This window comes from Erythrobacter ani (genome assembly GCF_019204025.1).
Classification (GTDB): Bacteria; Pseudomonadota; Alphaproteobacteria; order Sphingomonadales; family Sphingomonadaceae; genus Erythrobacter; species Erythrobacter ani.
In genome coordinates this window covers 1,291,487-1,308,329 of record NZ_JAGSPB010000001.1, presented here as the reverse complement: position 1 = coordinate 1,308,329, position 16,843 = coordinate 1,291,487, and the positions used below count along the sequence as shown (strand labels likewise).

Below are 16,843 nucleotides of genomic sequence, written 5' to 3'. Positions count from 1 at the left end.
AGAGAGGCCTTTTGACTTAGCTTATACCCCCTTTTTTTGCGCTATACGCAAGATAGCGGCATTCTTGCAACACTTTAGGATGATTGATCGCTTGCCACTTTTTTGTCGAGAAGTTAGAGACCCGGTGTGCCTCAATCCGATAAAAAGGGGATTATTAAAATGCGGAAACTCGTCATTGGTTTGGCGATGGCTTCGACAGCGCTCACTGCACCTGCCACGGCTCGCGAGGGCCAGTGGTACATCCAGGGTGACGGTGGCGCAATGCTCGTCGAAGACATTGAGTTTGATGTAGACGGTGCGCCGGATGACGCCCGAGCTGACTACGATGTTGGTTATGATTTCGGCGCGTTGGTCGGCTACGATTTCGGTGTCTTCCGTCTTGAGGCGGAAGCAAGTTATCGTGCAGCTGATCTCGATGAGATCGAAATTGGCGGTTCCGGCCTTCAGGCTGGCCCAATCGGCATTCCGGGAGGCGGCGTTCCTACGAACCTTCTCGCCCCGGCGACTGGCGATTTTGATGCGCTCAGCTTTATGCTGAACGGGCTGTTTGACTTTGGCCCAGATGATGGCGTCCAAGGTTTTGTTGGCGGTGGTATCGGTATCGCGCGGGTCGATTTCGACGCCACGCTCGATGCGGCTGGTCCCGGAGCGTTCGACGACTCAGACACGGGTCTCGCTTGGCAAGCACTTGCTGGCATCCGCGCTCCGATCAGTGACAACTGGGACATTGGTCTAAAGTATCGTTATTTCAATGCGACCAATGTCGACATCATCGACACTCGTGGTCTGGCGCTCGAAACCGATGTGAGTACTCACTCGCTGTTGGGTTCGATCACTTACAACTTCGGTGGCGAGGCTCCGCCTCCACCACCACCTCCGCCACCACCACCTCCGCCTCCTCCGCCACCACCTCCGCCACCGCCGCCGCCACCGCCGCCGCCGTGCAACACGGGTCCATACATCGTCTTCTTCGATTTCGATGAATCGGCAATCACGGCTGAAGCTGCGACTATTCTGAACAATGCTGTCACCGCTTATGCGAATTGCGGTACTGCGAATGTTATGCTTGCCGGTCACACCGACCGTTCGGGTAGCGTGACCTACAACATGGGTCTGGCAGAGCGTCGCAACTCCTCGGTGCGGGATTACCTCACCGGTCGCGGAATTCCTGACGGACGCATCAGCAGCGAAGCGTTTGGCGAATCTCAGCCGCGTGTTCCGACAGCAGACGGTGTGCGCGAACTGCAAAACCGCCGCGTTGAAGTGACTTACGGTCCGGGCTCCGGTATGTAAGTTTGAGCTTCACGCTCTTGCTAAAAGAGAAGGGGGCCGGAGCGATCCGGCCCCCTTTTTTTTGGCGCGACACATTGGTGCTTGGAGAGACGATCATGCGAACCTACAACAAAGCGGCTGGAACACTGGGCTTGGCGCTCTTTTTGGCGAGTTGCTCCTACACTTCGGGCGATACCGGTACGGGACTTTATGCCTCCGATCAGAAGATCGCGGCAGCCGAGCTCACCGATCGACAAAATGATCCAGTCGGCAGGGTCATACTTGTTCGGAGCGAAGACGCCCTTTCGCTCAAGCTAGAACTTGGCGGCCTAGAACCCGGTGTGAAGGCGTTTCATCTGCATACGACCGCTGATTGCTCGGCTCCTGACTTCACCTCGGCCGGCGGACATCTTAACCCGGACGGCAACACCCACGGAAGTTTGAGCGAAGGTGGAAAGCATCTGGGCGACTTACCCAACATTACTGTCGGAGAAGATGGAACCGTCGACGAAACGTTTGCGCTAAGCGGTACTGCGGCAGACGTTTTGGCAGCCATCTTCGATGCCGATGGGACTGCGGTCATGATCCACCAAGGGCCAGATGACTATGTGTCTGACCCAGCGGGGGCCGCAGGCCCCAGGATAGCCTGCGGTGAGCTGGTCTTGAATTCCGACTAGCTCGCGGCTTGCATTCGACCGGGTTCGCCAGCGGCCACCGCACGCTCGACGACAGTTGCGTTCGCTTTGGGAACCAGACGAAGTGCGCTCATCAGCAACACCATCCCGATCGGGGTGATCCACAAGGTGGATAATACACCAGCGCTGAGATCACCGTCGTTCTGAGCTGACACGTACCCTGCCATGTACGGCCCAAGGGCCAAGCCGACCAATGTCGTGGCAAGGAAGAAAGTCGCAGTCGCGGTCCCTCGCATTCGCGGTAGCACGAGCGCCTGACTGCTTGCTGCTGCAGCCCCTAAAGCGGAAGCGGCAAGCGCGCCAACCACGACATTAAGGGCCAAGAATAACGGCCAGATATCAGTGGTGTACTGAATAATGGCAAAGGGGATCGGGCTCAGCAGTCCGAACAGCACCACCCAGATGCGCCCGCCGGACGTTCGCGTGTACAGGTAGTCGGCCATCCGTCCGCCAAGAATAACCCCCAAGAAACCGCCGGCGGCACCTCCCCCGCCAAGCCAGAACCCAAGTTCGGCTTTCGACACGTCGAAGACACGCTCGGCATAGGGCGCTCCCCAATACGATGCGGAGTACGCCATGAAGGCCACCGTGCCGTATCCGAGGATCGTGCACAGAAATGCTGGGGATCCCCAAGTCAGCATGAAGGTTGGATAGTCGCGCTGGCGAAGTGCGCTCGCCCAGCAGAATACGGAATAATAGCCGATTGCGAGGAGCAGCCACTGATCAGTGATCGCCGGCAATGCGAGGCCAAGCACGCTTCCCAGCGCTGCCCAGATGATGCCCTCGCCCGATTGAAGGAGCGAAGTCACGACGTGAGCGGCCGCCAGCGCGCCTAAGAAAACTGCCACGTTGATCGCCAAGGCACCGGCTCCGCGTGCTGCCGCTCCGACGAATGTAAAAGGCGGAATGACGGTATACAGCTCCCGCATGAAACCGCGGAACGGGTGCGGGTCCTCCGGTGTGGGTAGGCCGTCGATAGCTCCGCGGACTGGTTCACGTAGGGTGACCACCCACATCGCCAACAGCAGCCCAGGAACGCCGACCGCAATGAATGCCGCCTGCCATCCAGCCAAACCGAAATATGGGTCGCCATCGGGGAACGCCTTGTTCCAGTTGTCGACGATCACGCCGCCAATCGCCAGCGAAACCCCGCCGCCGATGTACAAACCGGACGAGTAGATCGCGAGCGCGGTGGCACGCAACCGGGCGGGAAACCAATCGGAAATGAGCGAGTAAGCCGAGGGGCTGGCCGTCGCTTCGCCAACACCGACACCGATCCGAGCAACCGTAAGCGTAGCAGCATCGCGCGCAAACCCTGACACCGCTGTCATGGCAGACCAGAGTGTCAACCCAATCGTCATCAGCCGGACACGCTTCCAACTGTCAGCCAGTTTTCCGAGAGGGATGCCGAACAGCGCATAGAAAATCGCAAAAGCAGTGCCGTAGAGAAATCCCAAATAGGCATCGTCGACGCCCAGGTCTGCCTTGATATCATTGGCGAGGATCGACAGGATCTGTCGGTCAATAAAGTTCAGGACATAAATGAGAACCAGAACGCTAAGCGCGTACCAACTGTAGGGCGGGACCGGCTGGTCTTCATGGCCAGCCTGGTCATTAGTGTCATCGCTCAAAGATCGATCCCCCACAAGGCCCACTAAGTTAGATTGCGATGCGTCGCCGTGGCCGTGCTAAGCTGCATATACCGTGCTATCGGTTATTCCGGCTTCGGCAAATCCCTTTTTACGTAAACGGCATGAATCACACAGACCGCAAGCGATATCTCCCGTCCCCGGGTCGTAACACGACCAACTCCAAGCAGGGTCGAGACCCAGCCGGTCGCATTCTCTAGCGATATCGGCTTTCGTCATGTGCTGCAGGGGCGTGTGCACCGTGAAGGGGCTGCCTTCGACACCTGCTCTCGTGCCCAGTCTCGCGGTCTCTGCGTAACTCGCGATGAACTCCGGTCGGCAATCGGGGTATCCCGAATAATCCAGCGCATTCACTCCGATAAAGACATCGGATGAGCCAGCTGCCTCGGCGCATGCTGTCGTCAGAGCCAGGAATACGAGGTTGCGTGCAGGGACATATGTTACGGGGATCGTCTCGCCCACACCTGACTTTGGAACCGCGATCGCGTCTGTCAGGGCAGATCCACCAAAGGCGCGCAAATCAAGCGCAATCTCGATATGATCAGCAAGGCTCAGCTTGTCAGCTATCCGTTTCGCAGACGCCAGTTCAAGACGATGCCGCTGGCCATAGTCAACCGATAGCGCACGCACGGCGAAACCTTGCTCCTTCGCAATCGCTGTAGTGACCATGGAGTCGAGGCCACCTGACAGCAGGACGATGGCCGTTTTGCTTGCCGCTTTATTCGAACTCGTATGGGTCATCGGGCGACGCATACCCTCAACGCGGGGATACGCAATCCCTGCGCGGTCGAGGAGCTTTAACAGGTACCTGTTCGGCGCGCCTCACCTGCAATGTGGAACGGCAAACCAGATGAGATGCCCTGGCTTTCGATCTGAACCAGCGAGTCCGTTTCGCGCCGGACATAGGTGCGCCCATACCCATTGCCCGGACATGTATATTGCACAGTGACCTTGAAAGCCGCATCTTCAACCACAAACCGACTGCAGCCCCGCTCGCTATGGCGCAGCTGGATCAATTCCTGCCCCGTCCGCACACACACTTTGCTATCCACCGAGCCGTCGCGATGCTTCACGGTCCACTCGCCCTTCGTCAGATTGCCAAGCATTGACAGGCCTTCTGACTGAGCAAGAGCTGGAATGGCGATCGCGAGAATGGCCACAGCGAAAGCCGCGGCGACACCAATCTTGCGGTTCGAAATACTGTACTTCATGGCATTATCATCGCCTGTTTGAGAGAAATCGCGCACACAATATCCGTTTTACGCGATGAGTCGTTGCTGAACAGCGACAAGCCGCTATATCTCGAGCTCGAATTCGCGGGCACAGAACGCGCAGTCCACAATCACCTTTCCATCGCCGTTGCGCATTTCAGCCCGTTCACCCTCCGGGAAACGGGCGATAACGGTCTCGTAATATTCCGGGCTGCAACGGCATCCGCGGGAAAGCGTGGGACCTGGCTGAATTCGCACCTCCTCCTCTTCATGAAACAAACGCCAGGCGATAGCTTCCATCGACAAATCGGGGTCAACCAATTCGTCATGCGTAATCGAGGAGCCGAGCGTTTGTACATGTTCCCAATCGGGATGATCGAGCCGCACATGCAACCGTTCTCGTCCCTCTTCGCCATCGGCGAGGTGCTGGATGAGCAGACCGGACGCGACGCGCCCTCCTGCCCCAGCGCGGCTAGCTACGCGGATCATCGTCGGAATCTGCTCCGATTGGCTGAAATACAGCTCACACGCTTCAGCCAAGCTATCACCCTCCAGCGGGACGATCCCCTGATAGCGCTCACCACCACCAGTTTCGAAGGTGATCGCGAGATATCCCTGAGCGAAGAGCGCGGATAGCGACGGATTGGCGCCAAGCGCCTCGAGTCGCGCAGCATCGAAATCGACGTATCCCCGAATGGCGCCCGCGCGGTAATCGCACACGAGAAGCGTGACCACGCCGCCTTGTGTTTGCGCCTGCATCGTGAGCTGCGCCTCCTCACCCTTGAGCAAGCCGCCCATGAGTGCGCTTAGTACAAGAGCTTCGCTCAAGAGGTGGGTAATCGGTGCCGGATAGTCGTGCGCGGAAAGCACCTCGTTCACCACGTCATCGAGGCGAACAATACGGGCGCGAGCGTTGCGCGCAGGCAGCGTGAAGCCGAGCAGTTTATCGGCGAATGTTTCGGCCTGATTTTCCATAGCGAGCAATATGGTAGCTCGGCTGGCCGCCGTTAACCCCGGCAGACGCAAAACATTAATTAGCGAAGCATTCCGAAAGCCCATAACAGCACTGACTTTTGGGCATGAATGCGATTTTCCGCCTCGTCGAAAACGACTGAATGCGGCCCTTCGAACACTTCTTTGCTGACTTCTTCACCGACATGCGCGGGCAGACAGTGAAGGAATACTGCGTCGCCCTTGGCCTCGGTCATGATCCTGGCGTTGATCTGGTAAGGCTCCATCGCTGCGCGCTTCTCGGCTGCGTCGGCCTGGCCCATCGAGATCCACGTGTCCGTGACCAGCACATCGGCATCGCGCGCCGCCGCGCGGACATCCTGCGTAAGCATCACGGAGCAGCCTGCACTGCGCGCCATGTCGACAAATTCCGGCTCGGGCTCGAACCCTTCAGGCGTTGCGATGCGGAGATTGAACTTCATCAGGCTCGCCGCTTCGAGAAACGAATGCAGTACGTTGTTGCCATCGCCAAACCACGCTACTTCCAGTCCGGGAAGCGCCTTGCCGTGTTCGATCACGGTCAGAAGGTCCGCGACGATCTGGCACGGATGCGAACGATCAGTCAGGCCGTTGATGACCGGGACGCTAGCATGGCGCGCCATTTCCTCGATCTTCGCGTGATCGTCGGTCCGGAGCATGATCGCATCCACCATCCGGCTGAGCACGCGCGCCGTGTCGGCGATACTTTCTCCGCGACCGAGCTGGCTCGACCCCGCGTCGAGAATGAGGACCGTGCCGCCAAGCTGACGCATGGCGATCTCAAAGCTTACCCGCGTACGCGTGGAATTCTTCTCGAATACCAGCGCAAGCACCCGCCCAGCCAGCGGGGCATCGGCGTCGGCCTTGCCCTTTGGCCAGCTTTGGCGCGCCCCCTTGCGATCGATCGCATCGCCAATCATTGCGGCAATCGCATCGGCCCCGGCGTCGCCAAGGTCGAGAAGATGCTGAAACGTATCGGTGCCGGACATCAGGCTGCTTCAGACGTCTTAAAGCTTGCAGCGCCAGCAGAGAGTTTTTCGAAGAACTCGTCGATTTCCTCATCACCGATCACGAGCGGCGGGATGACCCTCAATGTCTGGTCACCGGCGGCCACTGTCAGCAGTTGGTGGTTGTCGCGCAGGTGCACGAAGAATGGGCGGCTTTCGACTTTCATCTTGATGCCGAGCATCAATCCCTTGCCGCGGACGAGCTCGAAGAGTTCCGGATAGTTCCCGATAAACTGTTCGAGCCGGGTGCGGATGCGGTCACCTTTCTCCCGCACCGATGCCAGGAACTCCTCATTCGCCACTGCATCCATGACCGCGCTTCCCGCCGCCATGGCGAGTGGGTTGCCGCCATATGTCGAACCGTGGGTCCCGAAGGTCATGCCGCGCGCGGCTTTCTCGGTCGCAAGGCATGCGCCGAGCGGGAAGCCCCCGCCAAGCCCTTTTGCGGTCGCGACGATATCCGGCGTGATCCCATATTGCTCATATGCGTAGAGCGTCCCGGTCCGCGCGACGCCACACTGCACTTCATCCAGCGCAAGCATCAGGTCGTGCTCATCGGCAAGCGCGCGCAGCCCTTGCATGAATTCGTCCGATGCAGGCCGGATACCTCCCTCGCCCTGGATGGGTTCGACCAGAAAGCCTGCCGTTTGGGGGCCGATCAGGGCCTTTGCCGCATCGAGGTCGTCGAATTCTGCGTATTTGAACCCAGCGAGCAGCGGGGAAAAGCCGTGGTGCATCTTTGTCTGGTTCGACGCGCTGATAGTCGCCATGGTCCGACCGTGAAAAGCATTGGCGAATGTGATGATCTCGAAACGGTCGGCGTCGCCTTCATCGCCAGCGTTTTGGTGATACGACCGAACGCACTTGATCGCCGTTTCCACTGCCTCTGCGCCCGAATTCGTGAAGAAGACGGTATCTGCGAATGTGTTGTCGACCAGCTGCTGCGCGAGCTTTTCGCCTTGCGGACTACCGTACAGGTTGGAAACGTGCATCAGCGTCGCCGCTTGCTTCTGGATCGCTTCGATCAGGCCAGGGTGCGAATGACCGAGCAGGTTCACTGCGATGCCGCTCGCAAAATCCAGATAGCGCGTGCCGTCCTCATCGATCAGATGGCAGTGTTCGCCGCGGACAGGCCGAACACCGCACCGGGGATATACGGGCATCAGCGGAGTAATCGACATAATCGGAATCCTAGCTTGGGAATCGAGTGTAAAAGCAAATGGCGGCTCATCAATGAGCCGCCATTCATATTGAGATAGGGCCGCTCGCTTGGTTGGTCAAACGGCCGAACAGGTTTTGGAAGCTACTCCTGAACCGGCACGAGGTTGACCGCAGAATACTTTCCGCGTCGGTCAACTTCGAGATCGAATTCGAAGCGTTCGCCTTCGTTGATTGCACTCAGGCCGGAACGTTCGACAGCGCTGATATGCACAAATGCGTCAGGCTGGCCGTCGTCACGAACCAGGAAACCGAAACCCTTCATCGAGTTGAAGAACTTCACGGTGCCGGTGGCCTTGTCGCCTGTAAGCTCACGCTTTGGCGGACCATCGTTTTTCTCGACAGCGATGACATCGCCAACGACCTGAAGGTCCTGCGCTGAAATTTTCCCGCCGCGATCGACGAGATTGAATTCGAGTTCCTGGCCTTCGGCCAATCCTTCGAGCCCGGCGCGTTCAACCGCACTGATATGTACGAAAACGTCTTCTCCGCCGGTTTCCTGCTGGATGAAGCCGAAACCCTTCTGGCCGTTGAAGAACTTTACGGTGCCTTTGCCTGTACCGACAACCTGTGCGGGCATGCGGTTGAAGCCGCCGCCACCGGCACCGCCACTGCCGCCACGATCGCCACCGCCGCGCGGACCACCGCCGCCACGAGGGCCTCCGCCACCGCCGCCGAAACGGTCATTGCCGCCGCGATCACCACCTCCGCCGCCAAACCTGTCGTTTCCGCCGCGGTCATTACCGTAGTCGCTGGGCGGGGGAAATCCGTCCATGCCGCCGCCAAAAGGATCAAAACTGTCCTCGCCGAAACCGTCGCGCTTATCCCGGCCGCGCCGACGTCCCCTATCGTAACCCATAACTCTCTACGTACCTTGTCACACTGCCCACCTCCAATGCGTCGGTATCGGGGCAGCGGTCCGTACCGAACGCAAGCGAAACTTCGACGGATCGAATATCGCTCTCTGTCGCGGGTCATAGCGCACAAAGAACCGCTTTGCGAATGATTTAACCCGCAACCGGTCTATCGCGAATATTTATGACAAATTCGCACCGCTAAGCTGCGTAGATCGCGTTTCTCCGGTCTATATCGGCGCTTTTGCTAGCAACCACCACGATTGGACACAAACGCTAACCGCTGTAAAACAGACAGCCATTTCAAGGATGAAAGCACCGTGAGCGAATTTCGACAATTGACCGATTCGGTGCTCGCCAGCCCGCAGATCGAAGTGAGCGACGTTGACGCAGCGAAAGACGCAGGCGTCACGCTTATCGTCAATAATCGTCCGGACGGTGAAGATCCTTCGGCACCGCAGAGCGACGAAATCGAAAATGCCGCGCGCAAGGCTGGCCTTGAATACATAGCCATTCCTATCGGGCATTCCGGCTTCAGCGAACCGCAGATCGATCAGATGATCGACGCGCTGTCTACGAGCGATGGAAAGGTGCTCGCTTATTGCCGCTCAGGGACACGGTCGACCCTGCTATGGGCTCTCGCGCAAGCGAAATCGGGCGGCGACCCGGAGGACATTTCCCAATCGGCGATGGCGGCAGGCTACGACGTGTCGCCTATCCGCCCTATGATTGACATGCTCGCCGCCCGCTGATCGTCATTTGCGATAGTCAAGCGGTGGGTCGCGATCACCCAAAAGCGAACGATACTCGTAATCTTCGCCCCGGGCGGCTTCGAACTCGGTCCGCGCGGCATTGCGCAGCTCAGGATTGGTGAACAGTTCGACCGCCATCAACGACATGGCCTTTGCCGCTTTCTGAGCACCCTTAAACCCGATCGAGTGGCCGCTCGCGGCGACAGCCTGCCAGCTATGCGCGCTGGTGCCCGGCACCCATGTCGCAGTCCGCAGCCCGACGGTCGGCGTAGCCCACGAGACATCGCCCACATCGGTCGAACCATAGCCAAGCTTCATTTCGTAAGGCTGGATCTCGCCGGCCTCGGATAGCGGTTCTGCCGCATCGCCCAGCGATGCCTGCAATTGCTCGGCCCATTCAAGCTCTTCGTCCGAATATTCGATCCCGCCAACGCTGCGTAGTTTGGCGTCCATCATTTTCGCGAGGGTTTCGTTCACCAGCAGCGGGTTGTTGCCGTGGATCACCTCCCAATCAACCTCGGTCCCCGTGCCCATTGCCGCGCCGCGCGCCGCCTGTTCTAGCCTGGTCCAGATCTCCTCGACACCGTCAGGATCGGGGTGGCGGACGTAATAGAACACTTCGGCAAAATCCGGCACGACATTGGGCGCGTTACCGCCGCTGGTGATGACGTAATGCATTCGGGCATCCTGCGGCATGTGTTCGTGCAGCATGTTCGCCATCATGTTCATCGCCTCGGCACCGTCGAGCGCGGACCGCCCGCGCTCCGGCGCGCCTGCGGCGTGGGCCGAAATCCCGATGAAGCGGAATTTTGCAGAGCGATTGGCGAGGCTGGTCCGCGCGGCGGCGCTGTTTTCATCGTCTGGGTGCCAATGGATCGCGATATCGACATCGTCGAACATACCTTCGCGGGTCATGTAGACCTTGCCCGATCCGCCCTCTTCGGCGGGCGTTCCATACAGCCGGATCCGGCCGGGCGTACCGGTTTCCTCGAGCCATTTTTTCACGGCGATCGCCGCCGTGAGGGACCCCGCGCCAAACAGGTTGTGACCGCAGGCGTGGCCTGCATGCTTTTCGGCGATCTGATCGCGAATCGCCGCTGCAGACTGGTTTATGCCGGGCAGCGCGTCCATCTCGGCTAGGATCGCGATCACCGGTCCACCTTCCCCCCACTCCGCGACAAAGGCTGTCGGGATTTCGGAGATACCGCTCTTGATCTTGAAACCCTCTGCCGAGAGTTCACCCTGCAACAGATCGGTAGAGCGCGTTTCGAGATAACCGAGCTCTGCATAATCCCAAAGCTGCTTGGCGACCCGAGCGGTCCGGTCGGCATCGGCCGTGACCAAAGCGACCGGATCGACTCCCGACTGAGCGTGGTTGTCTGCGGCAAGCGGTGCGGACCCAAATGCCAGCGCGGCAAATGCGGTGGCGGCGAGCGGTGTTGTCGGCAATTTCATCATATTCTCCCTGCACCCCCTGCTTGCCGCAAAGCGAGCCACATGCCAATCCGTCTTGGCATGGAAATTCATCCTCAGATCCTGATTTTTGCCGTGTCGCTCGCCGCGATAGTCGCTTTAAGCGGGCTCGCGCTGCTCCTGCGACTGGGCGGGACTGCGCAGCTCACTTCCGAGCCGGACGCCATTAAAGCCGCAGGCGAAGTTCACGACGGTTATCAGGCGGTCGAAGCCGCAGTCAGCGCAGACGGAGCGGCCGCGATCTTGAATGATGCCAGCGGGCAAATCATGCTGATCAAGCGCCATGGCGACCGGTTTGCCGGGAGGTTGCTGCAATCGAATGCCCGCGCCCAGGCAAATGGCGACCTCTTGTCCGTCGATACAGGAGAAAAGCGTTTCGGCCGCGTCCAAATTCAGCACACTGACGCGGCATCTTGGGCTGAGGCGGTCAATCGGTTAAAAGAACGCCGCAATGCCTGAATTTTCACCTACCGAATATGCTGTGCCCCTGTTTGTCGTGGCCGTTCTGGCCGAGATGATCTGGGCGAAATTTCGTGCTCCTGAATCCTACGAGCCCAAGGATACCTTGGTGAGCCTGGCATTCGGCCTTGGTTCGACTGTGGCAGGTGCGTTGCTCGGCGGATTTGCGCTATTCGTTTTCATCGCAGCCTATGAACATCGCGTCTTCGACTTTGGCGAGCAATGGTGGTCCGTGTGGTGGGCATGGCCGCTATGCTTCGTACTCGACGACCTAAAATACTATTGGGTTCACCGCGCAGGGCATCGCATTCGCTGGATGTGGGCTAGCCATGTGAACCATCATTCGAGCCAGCATTACAATCTCTCGACTGCGCTGCGGCAAAGTTGGACCGGGGCATTCACCTTCGGCCTGATGTTCGCCCTGCCTCTTATCCTGCTCGGATTTCATCCGGTCATGATCGCGATTTGTGGCGGCTTCAATCTCATCTACCAGTTCTGGATTCACACCGAAGCGATTGGCCGAATGCCGCGCTGGTTCGAGGCGGTCATGAATACCCCAAGCCACCACCGGGTCCACCACGCCACCAATCCGCGTTATCTCGATCGCAATTATGCCGGTGTCTTCATCATATGGGACAAGATGTTCGGCACATTCGAGCCCGAGCGCGAGGATGAACAGATCCGCTATGGCATCATCAAGCAGCTCGGCAGCTTCAATCTTTTATGGGCGGTGTTCCATGAATGGATAGGTATGTTGTCCGATATCTGGCGCGCGCCTTGGAAGCACAAGCTGTCCTACTTGCTGCGCGAACCTGGCTGGAGCCATGACGGCAGCCGCGACACTTCCGACATGATCCGGGACCGCTGGCGCTCGCGCGTCGCTGAACAACCGCCGACAAAACCGGTTGCTGCGCGAAACCCGATTGAAAGGCCAGGCGAAGCGGCTTAGTCGTGTCTCTCAAGAGGAGAGAGCATGGAAAGCTTCGATTATATCGTAATTGGCGGTGGTAGCGGCGGTAGCGCAGCCGCAGGACGTCTGGCCGTCGATGGCACACGCCGTGTGTGCCTGATCGAGGCTGGCGGCCGCAACAACGATGTCTTTATCAAGACGCCGGGCTTCATGCCCTTCATACGAAATTCCTCCAATTACAAATACGACACCGTGGCGCAGAAAGGCCTGAATGGGCGCATAGGTTATCAGCCACGCGGCAAGGGCCTGGGCGGATCGTCGGCCATTAATGCGATGGTCTATATTCGCGGCAACAAATGGGATTACGATAACTGGGCCGCGATGGGCTGCACCGGCTGGTCATACGATGACGTGCTCCCCTATTTCCGGAAAGCCGAAGCGAATGAACGCGGTGCCGACGATTATCACGGTGAAGGCGGCCCGCTCTTCGTGTCCGACCAGGTCGATCCCAACCCGACGAGCCATGCCTTTGTCGAAAGTGCCGCGGCGCTGCAGTTGCGGACCAATGACGATTTCAATGGCGAACGGCAGGAGGGCTTCGGTCTTTACCAGGTGACCCAGCGCAAGGGCGAGCGCTGGTCTGCCTCACGCGCCTATGTCGAACCGATCCGCGAGCAGGGCAATTTTTCGATTCGCACGAAGACCCTCGTCGAAAAATTGGTGATCGAGGGTGGACGCGTGACTGGTGTACGCGTGCGGCGGGGCAAGCGCAGCGAGATGATTTACGCACGCCGGGGCGTCGTTCTTTCCGCAGGCGCATTCAACTCTCCGCAGATAATGATGCTGTCAGGTATAGGACCCGCCCAGCACCTCAAGGAAAACGGGATCGATGTCGTGATCGACAAGCCTGCGGTCGGATCCGACCTGCAGGACCACATCGATTACGTTTCTGGCTGGGCGACGGAATCGGACGTTCCGATTGGCGGCACGTTGAAAGGGACGCTCAAAATGGCAGGGGCGATCATCCAGCACCGCCGTAGCCGAACCGGAGCGATGACCACACCCTATGCCGAGGCTGGTGGGTTCTGGACCGTGATGGACGATGCCCCGGCCCCTGATGTGCAGTGGCATTTCGTGCCTGCTGTACTCGAAGATCACGGACGCGAAAACGTGAAGGGGTATGGCTTTTCACTTCACGCCTGCGTCCTGCGCCCGGAAAGCCGGGGCACTGTTCGATTGGGATCGGGCGATGCGGAGGCTCCTCCGGTGATTGACCCCAATTTCCTCGATGATGATCGCGATATCGCAGTGCTTCGCGCTGGCGTACGCCTCTCGCACCGCATAGCCGATGCTCCGCCGCTCCAGGCCTATGGCCCCACCGATCGCCATCCCGTCGATCTCAATGACGACGCGGCATTGGACAATCTGATCCGCGAACGTGCCGATACAGTTTACCACCCAGTCGGTACGTGCCGCATGGGCGCCGATGCGGACGCGGTGGTTGCTCCGACCTTGAAAGTGAACGGCGTGGACGGTCTATGGATCGCCGATGCGAGCATCATGCCCAAGATCGTGAGCGGCAACACCAATGCCCCGAGCATCATGATTGGCGAGCGCTGCGCCGACTTCATCATGGCCGCAGAAAAGGTCACGGCGTAAGTCCACGCGGGCAGAAAAGCCGCGAGCCTGTCCGGTACGCGGCAATACGACCCCGCGTTTAGCGAGCGCGCGCCCGCAGTCACTGGCCTCCGAAGCGACAAAAAAAGGCCGAAGCGGTCATGCCGCTCCGGCCATCGTCAGTTTGTTCGTTCGCAGGAGGAACGCGTTGAGGCGGGGAAAGAGGGAGAGGAGAGAGTTCTTCCCCCGCCAAGGTCGTGATGCTCAGGTTGTCCGAGCGAATTCGGGATAGGCTTCGACGCCAATTTCTGCGTGGTCGAGCCCGCCAATCTCGGCTTCTTCCGACGGGCGAACCCCGATGGTCAGCTTGAGGGCGTACCAGACGACTGCGGATGCCAGACTGACCCAGACAGCAGTCAGTGCAACGCCCACAAACTGGCCGCCATAGGTCGCATCGCTGTTTGTCAGCGGAACGATCATCGTGCCCCAGATACCTGCGAACAGGTGAACCGGGATGGCACCGACGACATCGTCGATCTTGAACTTGTCGAGCATCGGGACAGCGAAGACCACGATGGCCCCACCGATGCCGCCAATCAGGATCGACTGGCCAACGGACGGTGCGAGCGGCTCGGCGGTGATCGACACGAGGCCAGCCAGTGCGCCGTTCAGCGCCATGGTAACATCGGCTTTCTTGTACAGGATCTGCGTCAGGATAATCGCGACCACCACTCCGCCGGCTGCGGCCATATTGGTGTTCACGAAGATCTTCGACACATCCGAAACATCGCCGACAGTGCCCATCGCGAGCTGCGACGCGCCGTTAAATCCGAACCAGCCGAGCCAGAGGATGAAGGTGCCGAGTGTCGCAAGCGGAATGTTGGCGCCAGGGAACACGTTCACCTTGCCATCCGCACCGTAGCGGCCGGCGCGCGATCCGATGATGATCGCGCCCATGAGAGCCGCCCAGCCGCCGGTCGAGTGGACGAGAGTGGACCCAGCAAAGTCGCTGAAGCCGTGCACGCTGTCGAGATAGCCAGCGCCCCATTCCCAGCTGACGACAACCGGATAGATGATACCGGTAAGGACAGTAACGAAGATGAAGAACGGAACAATCTTCACGCGCTCGGCAACGGTGCCCGAAACGATCGAGGCGGTGGTTGCGCAGAACACCATCTGGAAGAACCAGTCAGACGCAACCGAATAGCCGGTATCGAGGTCAGCCTCACCGACGCCCTGCATCGCATAAGGAAAGCCCGCAATGCCAAACAGGCCCAGCGAACCTTCTGCAAATCCAGGGTATGCGATCGAGTAACCGATCACCCAGAACATCAGGCCCGCAATCGAATAGAGGCCGATGTTTTTGAGACACTGTGTCGAGGTGTTCTTCGACCGGACCAAACCGGCTTCGAGCATGGCAAAACCCGCTGCCATCCACATCACCAGAAAGCCCCCGATCAGGAACAGCAAGGTATTGAGAATATAGGCCGTCCCGCCGCCGACAGCGTCGGCAGCCGGTGCCGCTGCGAGCGCAGGCTGCGCAAACAGGGCGACACCAGCGACAAGGGCGGAAAGTTTCAGGAAAGTACGCTTCATGATGCTTGTCCCCCTGTTAAAGTGCGGTTTCGCCGGCTTCGCCGGTACGGATGCGAGTCGCCGATGCGAGATCGAGGACGAAAATCTTGCCGTCGCCAATGGCTTCAGTGTTGGCGGTTTGCTGGATTGTTTCGACCACCTGCGCGGCGATATCGTCGCTGGCCGCGATTTCGAGTTTCACCTTCGGCAGCATGTTGGTCGAGTATTCCGCGCCTCGGTAAATTTCGGTCTGGCCTTTTTGCCGGCCAAATCCCTTGACCTCCGAGACGGTCATCCCGGCAACCCCGATAGCACCAAGCGCTTCGCGGACTTCATCGAGCTTGAATGGTTTAATGATGGCGATGATGAACTTCATGCCTGACCCCCTTTGGCTCACCGGACACTCCCCGGCATGCATCAATCAGCAAGAGGCGTGCCATTTATCAGCTGACAGGGTTACGCAACGGAATCAGGGAGTTTGTTCGCACATGCACAAACTGCAGTGCACAAATTTTAATCTTTTGGTTAGATTTTAGGCAATGGCTGCGGAATTCGCGCGCGCTAGGCCGCGCTTGCGCAAGTTTTATGCGCTATTCATCCCCTGCGATGTAACGTTCAGTCGGTCGGGTTGGCAATCCATCGATGCTGGATGTCCGGTTCGCGACCTTCGCCATCCATGCATCCGGTTCCAATTGGCGATGCGCTTTTTTCAGGGTCTCGCGCTCTGCTTCAAACCTCATGAAGGGCACACCCCAGCCGCACGATGTCTGTACGCTCTCGACCGCAATGTCGAAGATCTGCCGCGTTCCAGGCAGCATCGTGAAACGACTGGCCAGATCCCCCCAGCCGTCGTCCTGCGGAAGCACCGGCGCCCCCGTGCCATAAATGCGCAGGATCAGCGCGGGCTGTTCGAAATTACAGAACATCAGGGTGATCCGGCCATCCGCTGCGAGGTGAGCGTGCGTCTCGTTGCCGGACCCGCCCAGATCGAGATATGCAACCCGGGTCGGCGAAAGGATGCGAAACGCATCATAGCCCTTGGGACTGAGATTGATCCGTGCATCGGGCGCGGCCGTCGCGACGAAGAACACGGGCTGCTTCTCGATCATCGCGATATGCTTCGCATCGAGCGCATCGAAAAATTCAGCCATGTTGTGTCTC

At 59.0% G+C, this 16,843-nt stretch carries 17 protein-coding genes; 6 read left to right on the top strand and 11 right to left on the bottom strand.

What is annotated here, in order from left to right; translation table 11 throughout:
• The first annotated feature begins 159 nt into the window (after nt 1-159).
• Together KCG45_RS06325 and KCG45_RS06320 are read left to right on the top strand one after the other, a co-directional pair.
• Entirely contained in the window at nt 160-1,293 is a 1,134-nt protein-coding gene (locus KCG45_RS06325) for an OmpA family protein (RefSeq protein ID WP_218316206.1), read from the top strand.
• 95 nt (nt 1,294-1,388) lie between these two features.
• Complete coding sequence (locus tag KCG45_RS06320; RefSeq protein ID WP_218316205.1) at nt 1,389-1,949, top strand: superoxide dismutase family protein; 561 nt, start codon at nt 1,389-1,391, stop codon at nt 1,947-1,949.
• Here KCG45_RS06320 and KCG45_RS06315 read toward each other — a convergent pair.
• The 7 genes from KCG45_RS06315 to KCG45_RS15550 all read right to left on the bottom strand — a co-directional run bounded on the left by KCG45_RS06315 (nt 1,946) and on the right by KCG45_RS15550 (nt 8,901).
• On the bottom strand, nt 1,946-3,598 hold the full coding sequence (locus tag KCG45_RS06315; RefSeq protein ID WP_218316204.1) for an MFS transporter: 1,653 nt from the start codon (nt 3,596-3,598) through the stop codon (nt 1,946-1,948). The genes KCG45_RS06320 and KCG45_RS06315 overlap by 4 nt on opposite strands.
• 57 nt (nt 3,599-3,655) lie before the next feature.
• Nucleotides 3,656-4,357, bottom strand: a complete 702-nt coding sequence (queC, locus tag KCG45_RS06310) for a 7-cyano-7-deazaguanine synthase QueC (RefSeq protein WP_218316203.1) — start codon at nt 4,355-4,357, stop codon at nt 3,656-3,658.
• A 56-nt stretch (nt 4,358-4,413) separates the two neighbouring features.
• Nucleotides 4,414-4,863, bottom strand: a complete 450-nt coding sequence (locus tag KCG45_RS06305) for a hypothetical protein (protein ID WP_369410741.1) — start codon at nt 4,861-4,863, stop codon at nt 4,414-4,416.
• A gap of 48 nt (nt 4,864-4,911) precedes the next feature.
• Nucleotides 4,912-5,802 (bottom strand): Hsp33 family molecular chaperone HslO, encoded by an 891-nt coding sequence (gene hslO / locus KCG45_RS06300; RefSeq protein ID WP_218316485.1) that lies wholly within the window; start codon nt 5,800-5,802, stop codon nt 4,912-4,914.
• Between the two features lie 59 nt (nt 5,803-5,861).
• Complete coding sequence (argF, locus tag KCG45_RS06295) at nt 5,862-6,806, bottom strand: ornithine carbamoyltransferase (protein WP_218316202.1); 945 nt, start codon at nt 6,804-6,806, stop codon at nt 5,862-5,864.
• A complete protein-coding gene (locus KCG45_RS06290) occupies nt 6,806-8,005 on the bottom strand; it encodes an aspartate aminotransferase family protein (RefSeq protein ID WP_218316201.1) in 1,200 nt (399 codons plus the stop codon). Before KCG45_RS06290 ends, argF begins: the two co-directional genes overlap by 1 nt.
• Before the next feature lie 122 nt (nt 8,006-8,127).
• Nucleotides 8,128-8,901 (bottom strand): cold-shock protein, encoded by a 774-nt coding sequence (locus KCG45_RS15550; protein WP_218316200.1) that lies wholly within the window; start codon nt 8,899-8,901, stop codon nt 8,128-8,130.
• A gap of 315 nt (nt 8,902-9,216) precedes the next feature.
• Between KCG45_RS15550 and KCG45_RS06280 the strand changes: the two genes are divergently transcribed.
• A complete protein-coding gene (locus tag KCG45_RS06280; protein ID WP_218316199.1) occupies nt 9,217-9,648 on the top strand; it encodes a protein tyrosine phosphatase family protein in 432 nt (143 codons plus the stop codon).
• A 3-nt stretch (nt 9,649-9,651) separates the two neighbouring features.
• On the opposite strand, the gene KCG45_RS06275 is transcribed toward KCG45_RS06280, so the two are convergent.
• Entirely contained in the window at nt 9,652-11,106 is a 1,455-nt protein-coding gene (locus KCG45_RS06275; protein WP_255547974.1) for an amidohydrolase, read from the bottom strand.
• A 39-nt stretch (nt 11,107-11,145) separates the two neighbouring features.
• Here KCG45_RS06275 and KCG45_RS06270 point away from each other — a divergent pair, with 39 nt between their 5' ends.
• Genes KCG45_RS06270 through KCG45_RS06260 form a run of 3 tightly spaced genes read left to right on the top strand, consistent with a single transcriptional unit; the run spans nt 11,146 to nt 14,149 of the window.
• Nucleotides 11,146-11,580 (top strand): hypothetical protein, encoded by a 435-nt coding sequence (locus KCG45_RS06270; protein ID WP_218316198.1) that lies wholly within the window; start codon nt 11,146-11,148, stop codon nt 11,578-11,580.
• Nucleotides 11,573-12,529 carry a sterol desaturase family protein gene (locus tag KCG45_RS06265; protein WP_218316197.1) on the top strand — a complete coding sequence of 319 codons (957 nt, stop codon included), beginning with the start codon at nt 11,573-11,575 and terminating at the stop codon, nt 12,527-12,529. The genes KCG45_RS06270 and KCG45_RS06265 overlap by 8 nt, the downstream gene beginning before the upstream one ends.
• A gap of 24 nt (nt 12,530-12,553) precedes the next feature.
• Nucleotides 12,554-14,149: a GMC family oxidoreductase gene (locus KCG45_RS06260; RefSeq protein ID WP_218316196.1), complete on the top strand. Its 1,596-nt coding sequence runs from the start codon at nt 12,554-12,556 to the stop codon at nt 14,147-14,149.
• 222 nt (nt 14,150-14,371) lie between these two features.
• Here the strand turns inward: KCG45_RS06260 and KCG45_RS06255 are convergent, their stop codons facing one another.
• The 3 genes from KCG45_RS06255 to KCG45_RS06245 all read right to left on the bottom strand — a co-directional run bounded on the left by KCG45_RS06255 (nt 14,372) and on the right by KCG45_RS06245 (nt 16,833).
• The gene (locus tag KCG45_RS06255; RefSeq protein ID WP_218316195.1) at nt 14,372-15,703 is read right to left on the bottom strand and encodes an ammonium transporter family protein; all 1,332 of its coding nucleotides are present in this window, start codon (nt 15,701-15,703) and stop codon (nt 14,372-14,374) included.
• 16 nt (nt 15,704-15,719) lie between these two features.
• Entirely contained in the window at nt 15,720-16,058 is a 339-nt protein-coding gene (locus KCG45_RS06250; protein ID WP_190788754.1) for a P-II family nitrogen regulator, read from the bottom strand.
• A 214-nt stretch (nt 16,059-16,272) separates the two neighbouring features.
• Nucleotides 16,273-16,833: a pyridoxamine 5'-phosphate oxidase family protein gene (locus KCG45_RS06245; protein WP_218316194.1), complete on the bottom strand. Its 561-nt coding sequence runs from the start codon at nt 16,831-16,833 to the stop codon at nt 16,273-16,275.
• Nucleotides 16,834-16,843 lie beyond the last annotated feature (10 nt).